We start from the raw sequence: 18,955 nt of genomic DNA on the forward strand, positions 1-18,955 counted from the left end.
GCGAAGACTAAGGGAGACGCGGCGATTCTCCATACGCGGCGGCGCATGGCGGGCATTGCGGCTTTTGTATGAGGGAAAGGGCGCCGGTCGGCGCACGAGGCTGGCATGCGCTTCGTGTAGCGCCGCACCGGTTCAGATGCCAATGGTTGCCTCTGCTCGCCCACTTCGCGGGAGAGCGGAGACAACCGCCGGTGATGCCGCCGTCGTCAGCGGTCAGTCGTCGCGCGCCGCCGCGAATTCCGCCAGCGACGCCTCGCGATGCTGATCGAGCCGCGGCGCGGCGGTGAAGCCCGCGGGCGGGCGGTCCGCGGCATTGCGGTTCATCTTGCTCCTTGGAAGAACGCGGGAAATCAGTCGATGCGGGCGCCGCTGCTGAGCGTGAGTTCGGTCACGGTCTTGCCTTCGCGCAGCGCGAACTGCCTGAACTCGGCCGGCGAGGCCGACGGCGAGACCTCCTCGCCGCGGCTGGCCAGCCGCGCGCGCAGATCGGGCCTGGCGAGCGCCCTGGCCGAGGCGGCGAACAGCTTGTCGATCACCGCGGGCGGGGTCTGCGCGGGCGCGAACAGGCCGTACCAGTTGGTTATGTCGTAGCCCTTGATGCCGGCCTCGGCGATGGTCGGATAGTTGGGCAGCACCGGCGAGCGCGTGGCCGAGGTCACGGCGATGCCGACCACCTTGCCGGTGTCGATCACCGCCTGCACCGAGGCCGGCGTGGCGAAGGTGAGCTGCGCGTCGCCGGCGGCGACCGCCTGCGCGGACGGCGCGCCGCCCTTGTACGGCACGTGGGTGAGCCGCACGTCGGCCAGCTTGGCGAACTGCACGCCGGCCAGGTGCGTGATGACGCCGTTGCCGGACGACGAATAGTTGAGCGAGCCGGGCTGCTGGCGCGCCCTGGCCACGAGGTCCGCCACGCTGTTGATGCCCGCCGCCTTGTTGGCCGCCAGCAGCAGCGGCGACACCGTCAGCCGCGTGATGGGAGCGAAGTCCGCCGGCTCGTAGTGGATGTTCTTGTACAGCACCTTGTCGCCGCCCATCACGCTGGCCGTGGCGATATACAGCGTGTAGCCGTCGGGCGGCGCCTTGGCCACGGTTTCGGCGGCGATGGTGGTGCCGGCGCCCGGCTTGTTGTCGATGATGACCGGCTGGCCCAGCTCCTTGGACAGCGCGTCGCCGTACAGCCGCGCCACGTTGTCGGCGCCGCCGCCGGCGGGAAAGCCGATCACGAGGCGCACCGGCCTGGACGGGAACGAGTCCGAGGCCAGCGCCGGGCCGGCCAGCGCGCAGGCCATCGTCATGAACAGCAAGGTCGGGTGCCGCTTGGTCATGCTTGTCTCCTTTCTCGGTTTGTCCGCGTTTTCTTCGCGGTTTTTTGGGCTGCGCGCGCCTAGCTGCCGGCGAACGCCGGCGGCCGCTTCCCGCGCTCCGCGGCGGGCGCGCCGCGCGCGATCCGGTTCGGGGCCTGCTCCATGCCGTCGACGGCATTGATATGCTCGCGCAGTACCTCGAGGTCGCGCGGGCTGAGGCGGCTGGTCATCTGGGGGCGGCTCAACGTGATGATTGCTGCGCGTTCTTCGACGCGAAGCCGGGGCTCGCCGTGGTTTTGCATATAAGATTGATGTATAGATATATTTAAAACGATTCTAGATATGCCAAAAGAGCAGTCAAATCGAGGTTTACCCGGTCAGTCGCTTCAGGACCGCGTGCGCGAGGCCATCGAGGCGGACATCCACGCGGGCAAGCTCAAGCCGGGCTCGCAGCTCGACGAGCGCGCGCTGGCCGAGCGCTTCGACAGCTCGCGCACGCCGGTGCGGGAGGCGCTGCTGATGCTGGCGGCGCAGGGGCTGGTGACGATCGCGCCGCGCGCCGGGATCTTCGTGCACAAGCCGACGGTGGCCGAGCTGGTGGCGATGTTCGAGACGCTGGCCGAGATGGAGGGCGTGGTGGCGCGGCTGGCCACGCAGCGCATCACCGAGGCGGGCCGGACCGCGCTGGCGGCGGCCTTCGAGCAGGGCCGCGCCTACGTCGAGGCGGCCGACACGCCCGGCTACGTGGAGGCCAACCGCGCCTTCCACGACGTGCTGTACCACGCTGGCGCCAATCCCTACCTCGCCGAGCAGATCCGCATGCTGCGCCGGCGCCTGGCGATCTACTGGCGCCAGCGCGGGCTCATCAACGCGGCGCGCGTGCCCAGCTCGTTCCGCGAGCACGGCGCGATCGTGGCGGCGGTGCTGGCCGGCGACGCGGATGCCGCGGCGGCGGCCATGCGCGCGCATGTCTCCGCGGGCGGCAAGGCCATCGCGGACCTCGTGCTGCTGGCGCGGGACGCCTACGACGAGCCCGCGGCGCCGTGACGTGGCGCCATGACGTGACGCCACAACGCGGCGCCACAAAACGCGCGGCGCCCGCAACTGGTAGCATCGCAGGCAGCTTGCCGGGCGGCCCCTGCGCCGCCCGGCATGGTCTTCAACGCAGTCTTTCCCGGGTGTCCCGCTCCGTGTCCCACGACTTCTACTTCTACGAACCCGCGCGCGGCCACGGCCTGCCGCACGATCCCTTCAACGCCATCGTCGGGCCGCGCCCGATCGGCTGGATTTCCTCGCGCGCCGCCGACGGCATCGCCAATCTCGCGCCGTACAGCTTCTTCAACGCCTTCAACTACACGCCGCCGATCGTCGGGTTCTCGAGCGTGGGCTACAAGGACAGCGTGCGCAACATCGAGCAGACCGGCGAGTTCTGCTGGAACCTCGCCACGCGCGCGCTGGCCGAGCAGATGAACGCCAGTTGCGCGGCGGTGCCGCCCGAGGTGGACGAATTCGCGCTGGCCGGCCTGACGCCGGCGGCCTCGCGCATGGTGGCGGTGCCGCGCGTGGCGGAAAGCCCGGTCTCGTTCGAGTGCAAGCTCACGCAGCTGATCCAGCTCCAGGGCGCGGACGGCCACAAGGTGCCCACATGGCTGGTGCTGGGCGAGGTGGTCGGCGTGCACGTGGAGAAGTCGCTGTTCAAGGACGGCATCTATGACACGGCCGCCGCCCGGCCGATCCTGCGCGGCGGCGGTCCGGCGGACTACTTCGAGATCGTGCCCGAGATGCTGTTCCGCATGCGGCGCCCGGGCTGAGCGCGGGGTGCGGGCGGGGTGCGGGCGGCGGCCCGCGGGCCGTCCGCCGTGGGGGTTTTCGAATTTCTCCTTGACATACAGACCTGTCTACTCAAACAATGTGTAGACAGATCTGTATCATTTCTTCACCCCCAACCGCGCCCCAGCCGCACCCTAGCCAGGAGAACACCCATGTCCCAAGCCGAATCCCGTCCGCCGTTTCCCCCGTTCACCCGCGAGACCGCCATCCAGAAGGTGCGCGGCGCCGAAGACGGCTGGAACAGCCGCGACCCCGAGCGCGTGTCGCTGGCCTACACCGTCGACAGCGCATGGCGCAACCGCGCCGAGTTCGTCAACGGCCGCGAAGCCATCGTCGGCCTGCTGACGCGCAAGTGGCAGAAGGAGCTCGACTACCGCCTGATCAAGGAACTGTGGGCCTTCGACGGCAACCGCATCGCCGTGCGCTTTGCCTACGAATGGCATGACGATTCCGGCAACTGGTACCGCTCCTACGGCAACGAGAACTGGGAGTTCAACGAGGCCGGCCTGATGCAGCGCCGCTTCGCCTGCATCAACGACGCGCCGATCAAGGAATCCGACCGCAAGTTCTTCTGGCCGCTGGGCCGCCGCCCGGACGACCATCCCGGCCTGAGCGACCTCGGGCTGTAAGCGCGCCGCCTTGTTCTTGCGAAAACGCCGCCGTCCCGATCCGGGCGGCGGCGTTTTCGCTTCTGCTTTTCCCTTCCCCTCATTCCCGCTCGGCATTCTCCCGCCGGCGTGCCGCGACTTGTTCCGCCATGTATCAAGTCATGTACCGGGCCGCCCGTTTATCCCGCCGCGGCGCCTGCCTATAGTTCGACTCAAGGTTTCTGGCATTTTCCGACAAGCAGCCGACACCGAGATCCGCGATGAATCGCCCGACTGAATCGATCGATTAACGGCGCGATTTTCCAACCGTCAAACCATTTGGAGTCTGCAATGAGCAACCATCCCAAGACCGTCGTCATCACCGGCGCTTCCAGCGGCATCGGCTTCGCCCTGGCCGAGGCCTATCTCGCGCGTGGCGACAACGTGGTGGGCAACGCCCGCACGCAGCAACGGCTGGACGCCGCCGCCGCGCGCCTGGGCCATCCCGACAACTTCCTGCCGGTGGCCGGCGACATCGCGCTGCCCGCCACCGCGCGTGCCATCTTCGAGCGCGCCAGCGCGCGCTTCGGCAAGGTCGACGTGCTGGTCAATAATGCCGGCATCTTTATCGCCAAGCCGGTCGGCGAATATACCGAGGACGACGTCGAGAATATCGTCAATACCAACCTCAAGGGATTTTTCTATATTACCCAGCAGGCCGCCGCGCATATGAGCGCGAATCGCGCGGGACATATCGTCAGCATTACCGCCAGCCTCGCCATGCAGCCGACCGCGCAGGTGCCGGCGCTGCTGCCGGTGCTGATCAAGGGCGGCCTGAACCACGCCACGCGCGGTTTGGCGCTGGAACTGGCGCCGCACGGGGTCAAGGTGTCGGCGGTCGCGCCCGGGATCATCGATACGCCGCTGCACGGCGCCGGCACGCATGACTTCCTCAAGACGCTGTCGCCCAGCGGCGAGATCGGGCAGGTCAGGGACGTGGTGGACGCGGTGCTGTACCTGACCGGCGCGGCGTTCACCAGCGGCGTGGTGCTGCCGGTGGACGGCGGCGCGACGGCGGGCCGCTGGTAAGCAGGCCATGCGGGGCGGCGGCCATGCCGTTGCCGCCCGGCATGCGGGCAACATGACGGAGACGATCATGTCAGTGGAACAACGCATCGCGGCGCTCGGGCTGACGCTGCCGGCGCCGCCGCAGCCGCTGGGCAGCTATACGGCGGCGAGCGAGGCCGGCGACCTGCTGTTCATCTCGGGGCAACTGCCGCTGCGCGACGGCAAGCTCCTGTACCGGGGCCAGGTCGGCGCCGGGCTGACGCCGGAAGACGGGCGCCAGGCGGCGCAACTGGCCGCGCTCAACGTGCTGGCGCAGATCCGCGCGCACCTGGGCGGCTTCGACCGGCTGGCGCGCATCGTCCGCGTGGAGGGGCACGTCAGCAGCGCGCAGGGCTTCTTCGGCCAGCCGGCCGTGCTCGACGGCGCCTCCGACCTGTTCGCCGCGGTGCTGGGCGACAAGGCCGGGCACGCGCGTGCCGCGTTCTCGCAGACGCAACTGCCGGCCGATGCCGCGGTGATCCTGGTGGTGATCGCGCAGGTCACGCCGAGCGTGCCGATTGCGCCGATTGCGCCGATCATGCAGGCGGCGCCCGCGCCGCGCGTGTCCCCGGCCTGAGCTAGCCGGCGAACTTGTCGACCAGGAAATCGACGAAGGCCCGCACGCGCGACGACATATGCCGCGCATGCGGATAAAGCAGCACGAAGGGCCGGCTGGCGCCGCCGAATTGCGGCAGCAGCTCCACCAGCCGGCCATCGCGCAGGTCCTGCTCCGCGACGAAGCGGTAGGTCTGGAACAGGCCCGCGCCGCTGCGCGCCAGCGTGACGCCGCCGAGCACGTCGTCCGAGCAGCCGTAGCCGCCGCGCGTGGCCACCTCGGCCAGCTCGCCGTCCTCCATGAACAGCCACGGAATGCGCCGGCCGCTGCTGGGCAGCTCGAACTGGATGCAGTCGTGCGCCTGCAGCGCGTCCAGCGTGCCGGGCACGCCGGCGCGCGCGAGGTAGGATGGCGCCGCCACCAGCACCAGCTCGGCGTCCTCCAGCTTGCGCGCGATGAGATTGGAGTCGTCCGGCGCGCGGCCGCGCACCGCGAGGTCGAAGCCGTCGTCGGCGAAATCCACGTTGCTGTTGCTGATGTGGGTCTCGATCTCCACCTGCGGGTAGCGCGCCCGGAACTCGGGCAGCACCGGCAGCACGCGGTAATGCGCGTAGGGCGTGGGCAGGCTGATGCGCAGCAGGCCGGCCGGGCTGGCGTGCTGGCCGGTGGCTTCGCGCTCGGCGTCCACCAGTTGCGACAGCGCGCGCCGGGCCCGCTCGAAATACGCGCGGCCTTCGTCGGTCAGGCGGATCTGCCGCGTGGTGCGCACGAACAGCCGCACGCCGAGCCGCTCTTCCAGCCGCGACACCGAGCGGCTCACCGCCGCCGGCGTGACGCTGGCCGCCACCGCCGCGGCGGTGAAGCCGCCCAGTTCCGCCGCCAGGCAGAACAGCTCGATGCTGCCAAGCTGGAGGTCGTCGAACTGGCGCTTCATCGGTGTGTCATCCGCGTTCCCGTTCGGGTTCTGGCCTGATTCAGGCGGCGGCGCCGGCGGCGTGGGCGAGGTCCGCCACCGCCTGCGCGAGCTCCGCGCGCAGCTGCGCCACCAGCTCCGCTGCCGGCAGGCTGCGCGAGAGTTGCGCGGCCTGGCCGGCCCACTGCGCGGCGAAGCCTGCGCTGCCCCGTGCCTTGGCCGCGGCGTGCAGTGCCTTGCCGGCGTCGTAGGTGATGGGGTAGTCGGGGATCGGCGGGCAGTCCGGCGCCTCGCCCAGCTCGGTCAGCCGGTTGACGATGCCGCGCGCGGCGCGCCCGGACACCGAGCGCGTCAGCGTGGTGCGGACCGGCTGGCCGGCGAGCAGGGCGGCGCGGTAGGCGGCGTCGGCCGCGCTTTCCGGGCACGGCACGAAGGCGGTGCCGAGCTGCGCGGCCTGCGCGCCCAGCGCCAGCGCGGCGGCGATGCCGGCGCCGTCCATGATGCCGCCGGCCGCCACCACGGGCAGCGTGGTGTTGCGCACCAGCAGGCGCACCAGCGCCAGCGTGCCGAGCCGCTCGTCGCGCGCGGCCGGCTCGAAGATGCCGCGATGGCCGCCCGCTTCCACGCCCTGCGCCACGATGGCGTGCACGCCGGCGTCGGCCACCTGGCGGGCCTCCTCCACGCTGGTGGCGGTGGCCATCAGGTAGATGCCGGCCTCGCGCAGCGCGGCGATCCACGGCTGCGGCGGCAGGCCGAAATGAAAGCTTGCCACCGCCGGGCGCTCCTCGAGCAGCATCGCGAACATGGCTTCGTCGGCCACGAAGCTCTGGTAGATCTCGCGCAGCGCGGCCGGCGGCGTGGCGCCGAACTCGGCGAAGCTCGGCGCGAGATAGGCCAGCCAGCGCGCCTCCCGCGCGGCGTCCGCCACCGCTGGCGCGTGGCAGAACAGGTTGACGTTGAACGGCTTGCCGGTCAGGGCGCGGGTGTCGCGGATCATTCTGCGGGCGCCCTCGGCGTCCGTGGCGCCGACGCCGAGCGAGCCCAGCCCGCCGGCATTCGAGACGGCCGCGGCCAGCGCCGGCGTGCCGATGCCGGCCATCGGCGCCTGGATGAGCGGCACGGCAAGGCCGAGCCGGGACAGCAGCGCGCGCGGCTGGGTGGCGGAATTGGGGGTGTTCATTGCGTGACTCCTTCGGAAGAGGGGCGCTTGCCGGCTCCCGGCGCGCGCACGAAGATGACGGCGGCGGCCGCCAGCAGCGCCGCGGCGGCGGCGGCCAGCGGCCCGTTGAAGCTGTGGCTGCGGGCCATCAGCGCGCCCGCTGCCAGCGGCCCGGCGATCTGGCCGACGCCGTAGGCCGAGGTCATGGCGGCCAGCAGGTTGAATGGCACCGCATGGGCCACGCGCCTGGCCGCCGGCATGGCGATGGTCACGGTGCCCACGAAGGTGCCGCCGACCAGCAGCGCGCTGGCCAGGTAGGACCACGCGGCATGGCTGAGTGCGGGCAGGATCACGCCCGCGGCCTGCACCAGCAGGTTGAGCGCGAGCGCGCGCCGCGTGCCGAGGCGCCCATGCAGGGCATGCCACAGGTAGCACGACGGCGCCGCGCCCAGGCCGAACACGGCCCACGCGTGGATCGGGTCGACCTGGCCGAGCGCGTCGCGCACGAACAGCGGCAGATAGGTGGCGGTCACGATGTAACCGAAGCCGGCCAGGCCATAGCTGGCGATCAGCGGCCACGGTCCCGGGACGTTGGCCGCATCGGCGGCATCGGCCGCGCCGACGGCGGCTACGGCCGCGCCGGCCGGATGCGGCGGCGGCAGCGCGCGCCCGCCGAGCAGGCGCCATGCCGGCAGCGACAGCGCCAGCGCGCCGGCGGCCAGCGCGGCCCACAGCGCGGGACTGCGCCAGCCGGCGAGGTTGCCGGCGGCGATGGCCTCGGCCGACAGCAGGATGCCGCTGCCCACGCCCGCGAACAGCAGCGGCGCGCCGTGCGGCTGGCCCACGAGCTGGAACAGCCACACCGAGGCGGCCACCAGCGCCAGCGCGCTGAAAAAGCCGGCCACGAAGCGCGTGCCGGCAACGAACCACGGCGCCGCCGGCAGCGCCAGCACGAGCAGGCACAGCACGGTGCCGGCCAGCGCGATGCGGCACAGCAGCGGCGTGGCGCGCGGCGACAGGCGCGTCACCGCGAGCGCGCCGGCCAGGTAGCCCGCATAGTTGGCGGACGCGGCCAGCGAGCCGGCACCGACGCTCAACAGCCCGTCGCGCACCATCAGCGGATACATGCCGGTGAAGGCGAAGCGGCCGAAGCCCATGCCGACAGCCAGCACCAGGGAGGCAGCCAGTGCCGGCAGCCAGGGCGCGCCGGCGCGCTCGGCGCCGCGCTCGCTGCCGCTCTCGATGTCGCCGGCGGGCCGGGCGGCGCAGGCAGGTCGGGCTTCAGCCATGTTGCAGCTCCTGCAGGAAAGCCTGGTATGCCGCGGTCGTGAAACCCTGGCGCCGCACCAGGAAGGTATGCGCGGTGCGCACCGGCACGGTCTGCAGGCCCGCCGCGTCCGGGTGCAGCGCGAGCAGCGAGCGGGGCACGATGGCGACCGCCGAGCCGGCCGTCACGCAGGCCAGGATTGCATGGTAGGACGCCAGCTCCAGCATGTTGAGCGCCGGGCGCGGGCCCGCGCCGCCGGCGAGCCAGTTCTCGGCGCACAGGCGGTAGGTGCAGCCGCGCGAGAAGGTGGCCAGGCTGCGCAGCACGAGGTCCTGCGGCGCGCGCACCGGCGGGTGGCTGGGCGGCAGCACCAGCAGCAGTTCCTCGGAGAACAGGAAGCTGCCTTCCAGCCCGGGGCCGAGCTCGTCCATGTCCAGCGTGTCCGGCGCGCCTTCGCCGGGATGCGCCACCACCGCGCAGTCGATGCGGTGCGCCAGCAGCGCGTCCACCAGCGCCTGCGTGGTGCCGGTCTGGATCTCGATCTGTACCTGCGGCCACTTGCCGTGGTAGCGCGCCAGCGGGCGCGGCAGCCGCGCCGCGGCCGAGCTTTCCATGCTGCCCACGCGCAGCCGGCCGGAGGGCTCGCCGGCGCGCATCGACTGGCGGGCTTCCTCGGCCAGCGCCAGCAGTTGCTCGGCGTAGCCCAGGAAGCGCTGGCCTTCGGGCGTGAGCGTCATGCGCTTGCTGTCGCGCAGGAACAGCGCCACGCCAAGCTCTTCCTCGAGCTGCTTGACGCGCGTGGTGACGTTGGACTGCACGCGGTCCAGCGCCCGGGCGGCGCGCGTCACGCTTTCCTCGCGCGCCACCGTCCTGAAGATTTCCAGCTCGGCCAGATCCACGGCGGGTTCCTCGATATGGGATTGAAGTGTGTTCTTTAAAAAAGAACAAATTTCATTTAACTATCATTTATTGGGATGGTTAAGTCAAGAAGACCTTGCCGCGCGCAGGGTTTGCGCGCGCCGGGGTGACTTGCAAGGCGGGAGGGGAAGAGTAAGGAGAAGGGCAGCGCGTTCAGCGCCGGCGCGCGGGCGGCCTCGCGGCTGGCCGGGCTGGCCGGTAGCGCTCGCGCAGCGTTTCCAGCAGCAGCGGCAGGGCCGGCGCCGGATTGCCGGGCGCGTGGACCACGGCCACGCCGATCCGCAGCACGGCCGCTTCCTTGAGCGGCTTGTAGACCACGCCCGCGCGCGCCATCGCCTGCAGCGAGGCCGGCACCAGCGCCACGCCCTGGCCGTCGCCGATGAGGCCGAGCAGCACGTGGTGGTCGGCCGGCTCGGGCACGCGCGGCGGCGAGAAGCCCAGCGCGCGGAACAGCGCTTCGTAGTGGTCGAAGTAGGCGGGGTTGAGGCGCCGCTGGAACCAGAACAGCGGATCGGCCTGCAGCTCCAGGATGGAGAGGCGCTTGCGCCGGGCCAGCCGGTGCGTGGCCGGCAGCGCGGCGACCAGCGGATCGTCGAACAGGTGCTCGACGTGCAGCTCGCCGGTGCCAGACGGCAGGCCGATCAGCGCGGCATCGAGCGCGCCGCGCCGCAGGTCGGCGATCGACTGCTGCGAGATCTGCCGTTTCTGCAGCAGCCGCACGTCCGGCGCGCGCGCCTGCAGGGCCGGCGCCAGCCATGTGAACAGCGCGGCGTCGACCACCGTGGTGATGCCCAGGCGCAGCCCGGCGTTGCGCCGCGCGCGCTTGCGCGCGCGGGCGAGCATGGCGTCGGCGCTGGCCAGCAGCGCGCGCGCCTCGGGCAGCAACTGGCTGCCGGCGGGCGTGAGCGCCACGCCGTTGCGGTCGCGCTCGAACAGGCGCGCGCCGACGGTTTCCTCGAGCGCCTGGATCTGCCGGGTCAGCGGCGGCTGGGTGATCGACAGGCGCTCCGCCGCGCGGCGAAAGCTCAGTTCGTCGGCCACGGCCACGAAGTATTCGAGTTGCCAGAGTTCCAGGCGGGGCTGCATGCGGGGTGCGCTCGGACGGGTTGCTGATACGCGCAAGGTATCACGCCGAAGGCATTGGCGGCGCGCGCACGCGCTGGCTAAGCTTGCTTCACCGTTTGCCTCACCTCTTCATCTCTTCAACTCGTCGCCGAACCAAGGAACACCTTCCCGATGAATCCGCATACTCTTCCGCACACGCTGTCTCTCGGCCGCGCCCGGCTTGCCGCCATCGAAGGCAGCGCCGATGCCTCCATTCTCGACGCGCTCGGCGACATCGCGCCCGATCTGGCCAGCCTCGCCATCGGCTTCGTCTATGGCGAGATCTATCCGCGCGCGGGCCTGTCGCTGCCCGAGCGGCAACTGGTCACGGTGGCCGCGCTCGCGGCGATGGGCGGGCTCGCGCCGCAACTGGAGTTCCACCTGGCCGGCGCGCTGAACGTTGGCTGCCAGCCGGCGGAGCTGGTCGAGGCCATGATCCACCTGGCCGTGTACGCGGGTTTTCCGGCGGCGCTCAACGGCATTGCGGCGGCGCGGGCCGTGTTTGCCCGCGCGGGTGTCGTGGTGGCGGCGGCCGCGCGGCCGGCCGCCGCCGGCTCGCGCTACGAGGCCGGGCTCGCGCGCCTGCGCGAGATCGACGGCGAGGCCGGCGTGCGCGTGATCGCCTCGCTGCAGGACATCGCGCCGGACCTGGGCCGCTTCATCATCGAGTTCGCCTTCGGCGACATCTACGCGCGGCCCGGCCTCGATCTGGCCAGCCGCGAGCTGGTCACGGTGGCCGCGCTGGCGGCGATGGGCTCGGCCACGCCGCAACTGAAGGTGCACATGCATGGCCTGCTGAACGTGGGCGGCACGCGGCAGCAGCTCGTGGAGGCCATCATCCAGATCGCGGCCTATGCCGGTTTCCCGCGCGCCATCAATGCGGCGCTGGCGGCCAGGGAGGTGGTGGCCGCGCACTGACGGCAGCGAGGCCGCCTCACGGCGCCACGCCTTGCCTGGCCTCGAGCAGGCCCGCCACCCAGTCGATGAAGACCCGCACCTTGGCGCTCAGGTGGCGGTTGCGCGGGTACAGGGCCAGCATCGGCAGCGTGCCGGCATTCCAGTCCGGCAGCACCGGCACCAGCCGGCCGCTGGCGAGGTGCGCGCGCACGACGCCGTTGAGCGGGCTTTGCATCAGGCCCATGCCGGCCACGGCGGCGGCGATGCAGGTGTCGGCATCGTTGGCCGCGACCCAGTGCGGGCGGGTGATTTCATGCGCCTCGTCGCCGCGCCGGAAATCGAACGGGAACACGCGCCCGGTCTTGGCCGAGAAGAAGTTCACGAAGCGGTGCCGGTCGAGGTCGGCCAGCGTGGCGGGCATGCCGTGGCGCTGCAGGTAGGCCGGCGCGGCGCAGGTTGCCACTTCCAGCTCGCCGAGCCGCCGCGCGGCCAGGCTCTCGTCGTGCACGAGGCCGCCGCGGATCACGCAGTCCACGCCTTCGGCGATCAGGTCCACCGGGCGGTCCGAACTGCCCAGTTCCATCATCACCTGCGGATAGCGCGCGAAAAAGTCCGGCAGCGCCGGCGCGATGACATGGCGGCCCAGGGAGGCCGGCACGTCCACGCGCAGCCGGCCGGCGGGCGTGACCACGGCTTGCCCGAGCATGGCCTCCAGCTCGTGCATCTCCTGCAGCATGGTGCGCGCGCGCTGATGGTAGGCCATGCCGTCGTCGGTCAGGCTGAGCCGCCGCGTGGTGCGGTGCAGGAGCCGCACCCCGAGGTGGCTTTCGAGGTCCTGGACGATGGTGGTGACGCGCCCCCGGGGCAGGTGCAGCGCGGTCGCCGCGCGCGAGAAGCTGGCCAGCTCCACCACGCGGACGAAGACCTCCATAGCTTTGAACCGGTCGATGGACATGGCGGGATTGTTCTGAATATAGGGAATAGTGATTTCTTCGTTTAGCAGTTTATACGCATCCGTTAGCACAATAGACTGCCTTCACCGATTCAACGATGCGAAGGAGATTCACATGAGCACGTCTTCCCAGTCTTCCCAATCCCCCGGGGTTCCCCTGGCCGCGCTCGGCGCGCACGGGCCGCAGCAGGTGTCGGCGCTGGGCCTGGGCTGCATGGGCATGTCCGATTTCTACGGCGCCAATGACCGCGGCCAGAGCATCGCCACCATCCACGCGGCGCTGGACGCCGGCATCAACCTGCTCGACACCGGCGACTTCTACGGCGCCGGCCACAACGAGATGCTGATCGGCGAGGCGCTCCGGGGCCGCCGCGGGCAGGCGCTGGTGTCCGTCAAGTACGGCTCGCTGCGCGCGCCCGACGGCAACTGGCTGGGCATGGACGGGCGCCCGCAGGCGGTGAAGAACTTCATCACCTACAGCCTGCAGCGGCTCGGCACCGACCACATCGACATCTACCGCATGTCGCGGCACGACCCGGCCGTGCCGGTGGAGGACACCATCGGCGCCGTGGCCGATCTCGTGAAGGCCGGCTACGTGCGCCATATCGGCCTGTCGGAAGTGGGGCCGGAGATCATCGAGCGCGCCCACAAGGTGCATCCGGTCAGTGACCTGCAGATCGAATATTCGCTGCTCAGCCGCGGGCCGGAGGCCGGCATCTTCCCCGTGCTCAGGCGGTTGGGCATCGGCGTGACCGCCTACGGCGTGCTGTCGCGCGGCCTGATCAGCGGCTCGCGCCCCACCGGGCCGCGGGATTTCCGCGCCCACCTGCCGCGCTTCACCGGCGAGAACCTGGGCCGCAACCAGCAGCTCGTGGCTGCCCTCGGGCAGGTGGCGCAGGAACTGGGCGCGACCACGGTGCAGGTGGCGATCGCCTGGGTGCTGGCCAAGGGCCGCGCGCTCGGCGTGCAGATCGTGCCGCTGGTCGGCTCGCGCTCGCTGGCGCAGCTGGAGGGCGCGCTGGGGGCGCTGCGGCTGTCGCTGTCGGCGCAGGACATGGCCCGCATCGAGCAGGCCGTGCCGCGCGAAGCCGTGGCCGGCACGCGCTACGGCGAGGAACAGATGGCGTTTCTCGACAGCGAGCGTTGAGCCGGCAGTCTTGTCAGCGGGGGTTCCCGGCCAGCACCGACGGCGGCTGGGAAGCGGCCAGTGCCACCGCGTGCCGCGCCGCGGGCGCCGGGCGCGCCAGCATCTGGCGGATCGAGGCGAGGTAGCGGTCCCCGACTTCGCGCGTGGCGCGGTTGGCCTGCGCGCGCAGCGAGCGCCGCGGCGGCGGCGTGACGTTCAGGCTGCGGCAGATCGTGGACAGGTAGGGTTTGCGTTCCCCGGTCAGCCGCTGCGCCGCCGCCGCGAGGGCCGCGTCGCCGACCCGCGCGCGCAGCCACGCGAGGACCTGGCGGTCGTATTCGTTCTGGACCCGGACCAGATGTTCCATGATGGGCTCCTGAAATACTGTTCATGCATACAGTAACTGTAAATATATACAGTAATCGGGGGATTTCAAGGAACGGCGGAATCGGGGGAATGGATGTGACTTATGATTAACCTTCCCGCCAATGCCGGCGCGGCGGCTGGCAGCCGGCCCGGGATTGCCCGGGCTGGACGGCGGTAGTGCCGGTTGCGGCAATGGGTGATGAGGTGGGGAAAGCGTGGCGGATGCCGCGCCGGACGGCCGGCGATCCGCCGCGATGAGACGGCGCCGGCCGGCCCGGACGCGGGCGATGTCGAGGGCGCTACGCCAGCTGGTTCATCAGCGTGTCCTGGGCGGACACCAGCCGGCGGCCGCGCCGGCGCCGGTAGCTGCCGTCCGGCTCCAGTTCCCAGGTATCGCGGTTGTCCTTGAGATAGCGCTTGAGGCCTTCCTCGATCACGCGCTTCTTGAGGGCCTTGTCCAGCACCGGGAAGCAGATCTCGACGCGGCGGAAGAAGTCGCGCTCCATCCAGTCGGCGCTGGACAGGCGCACGTCCTCGGCCTTGTCGTTGTAGAAATAGAAGATGCGCTCGTGCTCGAGGAAGCGGCCGAGCACGGAGCGCACCCGGATGTTCTCCGACAGCCCCGGCAGGCCGGGCCGCAGCGCGCAGGCGCCGCGCACGATCAGCTCGATCTTCACGCCGTCGCACGAAGCCTGGTACAGCGCCTCGATGATCTTCGGCTCCAGCAGCGCGTTCATCTTGGCGATGATCAGGCCCTTGCGGCCGGCCCTGGCGTGCCTGGCCTCGCGGCGGATGGCCTCGATCAGCGCCGCGTGCATGGTGAACGGCGACTGCCACAGGTGCGCGAGCGTGCCGGGATGGCCGAGCCCGGTCAGTTGCGAGAACACGTTGGCCACGTCGGCGGCGATGGCTTCCTTGCAGGTAAACAGGCCGATGTCGGTGAAGTTGCGGGCGGTCTGCGAATGGTAGTTGCCGGTGGAAAGATGCACGTAGCGGCGCAGCTTGCCGCCCTCGCGCCGCACCACCAGCGCCATCTTGGCGTGCGCCTTGTAGCCCACCACGCCGTACACCACGTGCGCGCCGGCTTCCTCGAGCTGCGCGGCCCAGTTCATGTTGGCTTCCTCGTCGAAGCGGGCCAGCAGCTCCACCACCACGCTGACTTCCTTGCCGCGCCGCGCCGCGCCGATCAGCGCGTCGAGCAGGGCCGAGTCGTTGCCGGCGCGGTACACCGTCTGCTTGATCGCCATCACGTCCGGGTCTTCGGCGGCCTGGCGGATGAAGTCCACCACGGGCGCGAACGACTGGTAGGGGTGGTGCAGCAGGATGTCGCCGTCGCGGATGGCGCGGAACATGTCGGTCTGCTCCTGCTGGAGCGCCTTCGGCAGGCCGGGCCGGCACGGCGGGTATTTGAGGTCGTCGCGCGCGACGCTGTCGGGCACCGGCAGCAGCCGCACGAGGTTGACCGGCCCGTTGACGGCGAAGACCTCGGTCTCTTCCAGTCCGAACTGGCCTTGCAGGAAGCGCGTCATCTTGGGCGAGCAGTTGTCCGCCACCTCGAGGCGCACCGCGTCGCCCAGGTGCCGCTGCGGCAGCTCGCCCTGCAGCGCGTCGCGCAGGTTGCGCACTTCGTCCTCGTCGACGAACAGCTCGCTGTTGCGGGTGACGCGGAACTGGTAGCAGCCGCGCACGCGCATGCCGGGAAACAGCTCGCCCACGTGCGCATGCAGGATCGAAGACAGGAACACGAAGCCGTGCGGGCAGCCCGAGATCTTGCTCGGCAGCAGGATCACGCGCGGCAGCGCGCGCGGCGCCTGCACGATGGCGGCGCCGGCTTCGCGGCCGAAGGCGTCCTTGCCTTCGAGCTCCACGGCGAAGTTCAGGCTCTTGTTGAGCACGCGCGGGAACGGGTGCGCCGGGTCGAGGCCGATCGGGGTGAGCATCGGCATCAGCTCGCGGAAAAAGAACTCGCGGATGTACTCGGCCTGCTCGGCGGACCAGTGCGGGCGCCGCAGGAAGCGGATGCCCTCGGCGGCCAGCTCCGGCACCAGCACGTCGTTGAACAGCCGGTATTGCTCCGCCACCAGCTTGCGCGCCCGCGCGCCCAGCAGCGCGTAGACCTGGCGCGGGTCCAGCCCGTCCGGGCCGGGCAGCGCGGACTGCAGCTTGATCTGCTCCTTGAGGCCGGCCACGCGGATCTCGTAGAACTCGTCGAGATTGCTGCTGAACACGCACAGGAAGCGCAGCCGCTCCAGCAGCGGGACCTCGGGGTCCGCGGCCTGGAGCAGCACGCGGTGGTTGAACTCCAGCTGGCTGGCGATGCGGTTCAGGAAGGTCTGCCGGGCATCGGCGCTGGCGAGGAAATCCGCGGGAGCGCCTTTTGCATCACTCGACGGCAAGGGGAGGGACGGGGCGGTCTGCAGTGGGACACCCGAGCCTTCGGCCATATTCGACTTCAATCCTTTTTCTTGTATGGGTCGCCACCGGCGGCGACACGATGGCCTGATAGTACCGCGTCGCGCGGCGCTTGAGGAGGGTGGCGCGGTGCCTGCATCGTGCCGGAACGGCCGCGTCGGCTGCCGCGGGCGCGCGCCGTATTCATTCCATGCCGGGATAGGTTTATGAAAACCATTCGCTTGTGACGCGCGGCGGGCTGCGAATAGGATGCCCCCATCAAAACAGAACAGACGATGAGGAGACATGGCATGAAGAGATTCGCAGCCTTGCTGGTGGCATCGGCCGCGCTGGCCCACGCCGCTTTCGCGCAGGACGGGGAGGCCTATCCGGCCCGCCCGGTGAAACTGGTGGTGCCGTTCGGCGCCGGCAGCGCGTCCGACACCGCGGCGCGCATCGTCGCCGAGGCGGTGCGCGACAAGCTCGGCACCATCGTGGTGGACAACCGCCCCGGCGCCAACGGCATCATCGGCTCGGCCTACGTGGCCAAGGCCGCGCCCGACGGCTACACCCTGCTGCTGACCAGCAGCGCCACCCATTCCGGCATCGGCGCGCTGTACCGCCATCCCGGCTACGACCCGATCAAGGACTTCGTCCACATCACGCGCATCGCCACCATCCCGATGGTGCTGGTGACGCGCCCCGACGCGCCCTACAAGACCGCGAAGGAACTGGCCGCCCAGGCCCGCAAGGCGCCGCTGCGCTACGGCTACGGCAGCGGCTCCGCGCAGATCGCCGCGGCGACCTTCAGCATGGTGGCCGACGCGCCCTCCGAGGGCATTCCGTACAAGAGCCAGCCGCCCGCGGTCACGGACCTGATGGGCAGCCAGATCGACTACATGCTGGCGGACACCTCGGTGGTGACGAGCTTTCTCAAGGGCGGCAAGCTGGCCGGCCTGGCCATCTCCAGCCCGCGGCGCTCGCCCGACCTGCCCGGCATTCCCACCATGACGGAGGCCGGCTACAAAGACTTCGACCTCGTGGTCTGGGTCGGGCTGGCGGCGCCCGCGGGCACGCCCGCGAGCGTGACCGAGCGCTGGAACAAGGAAGTCGGCGCGGCCTTGTCCGACCCGCAGGTCAAGGAAAAGCTCGCCCGCCTGGGCATGGTGGCCAGCCCGAGCGGCATCAGGGAGCACGGCGCCTTCGCGCTGGCGCAGCGCGACATCTGGACGGCGCGCGCGGCCAGGGCGGGAGTCGAGCAGCAATGACGCAGCCGTTCAGCCAGCCGGCGCCGCTCGAAGGGGTGCGCGTGCTCGACCTGACCTCGGTCGTGATGGGGCCGGTATGCACCCAGATCCTGGCCGACTACGGCGCCGAGGTGGTCAAGGTGGAGCCGCCCGAGGGCGACGTGATGCGCCATGCGGGGGCCAAGCGCGCGCCGGGCATGGGCGCCATGTTCCTGCACGCCAACCAGGGCAAGCGCTCGGTGGTGCTCGACCTCAAGCGCGCGCAGGACCAGGACGCGCTGCGCGCCATGCTGCCCGGCTTCGACGTGTTCATCCACAACGTGCGGCCGCAGGCGATGCGCCGCCTGGGCCTGGACGAAGCCGCGGTGCGGCGCCTGCATCCGTCGGTCGTTCACGTCGAGCTGACCGGCTACGCCGCCGACGGCCCCTACGAGGGCCGCGCCGCGTATGACGACATCATCCAGGCGCAGACCGGCCTGGCCGAGCTGTTCGCGCGCCAGTCGGGCGGCGCGCCGATGTACGTGCCGACCCTGATCGCCGACCGCGTCACCGGCCTGACCGCGGCGCATGCCACGCTGGCCGCGCTCTATCGCCGCCGGCAGACGGGGCAGGGCGAATCCGTGAAGGTCTCGATGTTCGAGACCGTGGCCGCGTTCGTGCTGGGCGACCATCTCGGCGGCGCGAGCTTCCTGCCGCCGGCCGGCCCGATGGGCTACAGCCGGCTGCTGACGCCGCACCGGCGCCCCTACCGCACGCTGGACGGCCACATCGCCGCGGTGGTGTACAACGACAAGCACTGGCGGGCGTTCTTCGCGGCCATCGGCGACCTCGCCGCGTTCGAGGCCGACGCGCGCTTCCAGACCGCCGCCGCGCGCGCCGAGAGCTACGACGCCATCTACGGCTACCTGGCCGGGGTGCTGGCCACGCGCACCAGCGCCGACTGGCTGGCGCTGCTGGCGGCGGCCGACATCCCGTGCAGCCCGGTCAACCGCGTCGAAGACCTGCTCGACGACCCGCACCTGCGCGCCGTCGGCTTCTTCGAGGAAGATACCGGCGAGGCCGCGCACGGCACGCGCCGCATCGCCGCGCGCTTCCGCTCGCCCGCGGCATCCACCGCATCCGCGCGTGGCGCCGCCGCGGCGCCCGAGCTTGGCGCGCACACAGCACAAGCCGCGCAAGCCACGCAAGCCGTGCCGCGCGGGCAGATCGAGCCGGCGGACCGCTGAATCCA

At 70.9% G+C, this 18,955-nt stretch carries 19 protein-coding genes; 9 read left to right on the forward strand and 10 right to left on the reverse strand.

Annotated features, from left to right (window positions below; genetic code table 11):
* Positions 1 to 350 precede the first annotated feature (350 nt).
* Complete coding sequence (locus KF708C_RS08915; protein ID WP_059411517.1) at positions 351 to 1,325, reverse strand: Bug family tripartite tricarboxylate transporter substrate binding protein; 975 nt, start codon at positions 1,323 to 1,325, stop codon at positions 351 to 353.
* A gap of 59 nt (positions 1,326 to 1,384) precedes the next feature.
* Positions 1,385 to 1,534: a hypothetical protein gene (locus KF708C_RS35555; RefSeq protein WP_156173767.1), complete on the reverse strand. Its 150-nt coding sequence runs from the start codon at positions 1,532 to 1,534 to the stop codon at positions 1,385 to 1,387.
* A 166-nt stretch (positions 1,535 to 1,700) separates the two neighbouring features.
* Here KF708C_RS35555 and KF708C_RS08920 point away from each other — a divergent pair, with 166 nt between their 5' ends.
* The 5 genes from KF708C_RS08920 to KF708C_RS08940 all read left to right on the forward strand — a co-directional run bounded on the left by KF708C_RS08920 (position 1,701) and on the right by KF708C_RS08940 (position 5,405).
* Positions 1,701 to 2,351 (forward strand): GntR family transcriptional regulator, encoded by a 651-nt coding sequence (locus KF708C_RS08920; protein ID WP_020201077.1) that lies wholly within the window; start codon positions 1,701 to 1,703, stop codon positions 2,349 to 2,351.
* Between the two features lie 143 nt (positions 2,352 to 2,494).
* On the forward strand, positions 2,495 to 3,115 hold the full coding sequence (locus KF708C_RS08925) for a flavin reductase family protein (RefSeq protein WP_029043201.1): 621 nt from the start codon (positions 2,495 to 2,497) through the stop codon (positions 3,113 to 3,115).
* A gap of 171 nt (positions 3,116 to 3,286) precedes the next feature.
* Positions 3,287 to 3,763 carry a nuclear transport factor 2 family protein gene (locus tag KF708C_RS08930; RefSeq protein ID WP_020201079.1) on the forward strand — a complete coding sequence of 159 codons (477 nt, stop codon included), beginning with the start codon at positions 3,287 to 3,289 and terminating at the stop codon, positions 3,761 to 3,763.
* A gap of 309 nt (positions 3,764 to 4,072) precedes the next feature.
* Positions 4,073 to 4,810 (forward strand): SDR family NAD(P)-dependent oxidoreductase, encoded by a 738-nt coding sequence (locus tag KF708C_RS08935; RefSeq protein ID WP_059411518.1) that lies wholly within the window; start codon positions 4,073 to 4,075, stop codon positions 4,808 to 4,810.
* 67 nt (positions 4,811 to 4,877) lie between these two features.
* On the forward strand, positions 4,878 to 5,405 hold the full coding sequence (locus tag KF708C_RS08940; protein WP_231586406.1) for a RidA family protein: 528 nt from the start codon (positions 4,878 to 4,880) through the stop codon (positions 5,403 to 5,405).
* A gap of 1 nt (position 5,406) precedes the next feature.
* Here the strand turns inward: KF708C_RS08940 and KF708C_RS08945 are convergent, their stop codons facing one another.
* The 5 genes from KF708C_RS08945 to KF708C_RS08965 all read right to left on the reverse strand — a co-directional run bounded on the left by KF708C_RS08945 (position 5,407) and on the right by KF708C_RS08965 (position 10,727).
* Positions 5,407 to 6,318: a LysR family transcriptional regulator gene (locus tag KF708C_RS08945; RefSeq protein ID WP_059411519.1), complete on the reverse strand. Its 912-nt coding sequence runs from the start codon at positions 6,316 to 6,318 to the stop codon at positions 5,407 to 5,409.
* 40 nt (positions 6,319 to 6,358) lie between these two features.
* Complete coding sequence (locus KF708C_RS08950) at positions 6,359 to 7,477, reverse strand: NAD(P)H-dependent flavin oxidoreductase (protein ID WP_059411520.1); 1,119 nt, start codon at positions 7,475 to 7,477, stop codon at positions 6,359 to 6,361.
* On the reverse strand, positions 7,474 to 8,745 hold the full coding sequence (locus KF708C_RS08955; protein ID WP_082079481.1) for a YbfB/YjiJ family MFS transporter: 1,272 nt from the start codon (positions 8,743 to 8,745) through the stop codon (positions 7,474 to 7,476). The genes KF708C_RS08950 and KF708C_RS08955 overlap by 4 nt, the downstream gene beginning before the upstream one ends.
* A complete protein-coding gene (locus tag KF708C_RS08960) occupies positions 8,738 to 9,622 on the reverse strand; it encodes a LysR family transcriptional regulator (RefSeq protein WP_059411521.1) in 885 nt (294 codons plus the stop codon). Before KF708C_RS08960 ends, KF708C_RS08955 begins: the two co-directional genes overlap by 8 nt.
* 172 nt (positions 9,623 to 9,794) lie before the next feature.
* Positions 9,795 to 10,727, reverse strand: coding sequence for a LysR family transcriptional regulator (locus KF708C_RS08965; RefSeq protein WP_059411522.1), 933 nt, complete (start codon positions 10,725 to 10,727; stop codon positions 9,795 to 9,797).
* Between the two features lie 150 nt (positions 10,728 to 10,877).
* Between KF708C_RS08965 and KF708C_RS08970 the strand changes: the two genes are divergently transcribed.
* Positions 10,878 to 11,663, forward strand: a complete 786-nt coding sequence (locus tag KF708C_RS08970; protein ID WP_059411523.1) for a carboxymuconolactone decarboxylase family protein — start codon at positions 10,878 to 10,880, stop codon at positions 11,661 to 11,663.
* Between the two features lie 16 nt (positions 11,664 to 11,679).
* Here the strand turns inward: KF708C_RS08970 and KF708C_RS08975 are convergent, their stop codons facing one another.
* Positions 11,680 to 12,573 carry a LysR family transcriptional regulator gene (locus tag KF708C_RS08975; protein ID WP_231586407.1) on the reverse strand — a complete coding sequence of 298 codons (894 nt, stop codon included), beginning with the start codon at positions 12,571 to 12,573 and terminating at the stop codon, positions 11,680 to 11,682.
* Positions 12,574 to 12,709: 136 nt separating this feature from the next.
* On the opposite strand from KF708C_RS08975, the gene KF708C_RS08980 reads away from it, so the two are divergent.
* Entirely contained in the window at positions 12,710 to 13,741 is a 1,032-nt protein-coding gene (locus KF708C_RS08980; protein ID WP_059411525.1) for an aldo/keto reductase, read from the forward strand.
* A 13-nt stretch (positions 13,742 to 13,754) separates the two neighbouring features.
* Here KF708C_RS08980 and KF708C_RS08985 read toward each other — a convergent pair whose 3' ends face one another.
* A complete protein-coding gene (locus tag KF708C_RS08985; RefSeq protein WP_020201090.1) occupies positions 13,755 to 14,087 on the reverse strand; it encodes a hypothetical protein in 333 nt (110 codons plus the stop codon).
* Positions 14,088 to 14,385: 298 nt separating this feature from the next.
* Entirely contained in the window at positions 14,386 to 16,530 is a 2,145-nt protein-coding gene (ppk1, locus tag KF708C_RS08990; protein WP_043365322.1) for a polyphosphate kinase 1, read from the reverse strand.
* A gap of 258 nt (positions 16,531 to 16,788) precedes the next feature.
* Between ppk1 and KF708C_RS08995 the strand changes: the two genes are divergently transcribed.
* A complete protein-coding gene (locus KF708C_RS08995) occupies positions 16,789 to 17,745 on the forward strand; it encodes a Bug family tripartite tricarboxylate transporter substrate binding protein (RefSeq protein ID WP_059411526.1) in 957 nt (318 codons plus the stop codon).
* Complete coding sequence (locus KF708C_RS09000; RefSeq protein WP_059411527.1) at positions 17,742 to 18,950, forward strand: CaiB/BaiF CoA transferase family protein; 1,209 nt, start codon at positions 17,742 to 17,744, stop codon at positions 18,948 to 18,950. Before KF708C_RS08995 ends, KF708C_RS09000 begins: the two co-directional genes overlap by 4 nt.
* Positions 18,951 to 18,955: the final 5 nt, after the last annotated feature.

Source organism: Cupriavidus basilensis, from assembly GCF_000876015.1.
GTDB classification, from domain to species: Bacteria; Pseudomonadota; Gammaproteobacteria; order Burkholderiales; family Burkholderiaceae; genus Cupriavidus; species Cupriavidus basilensis_B.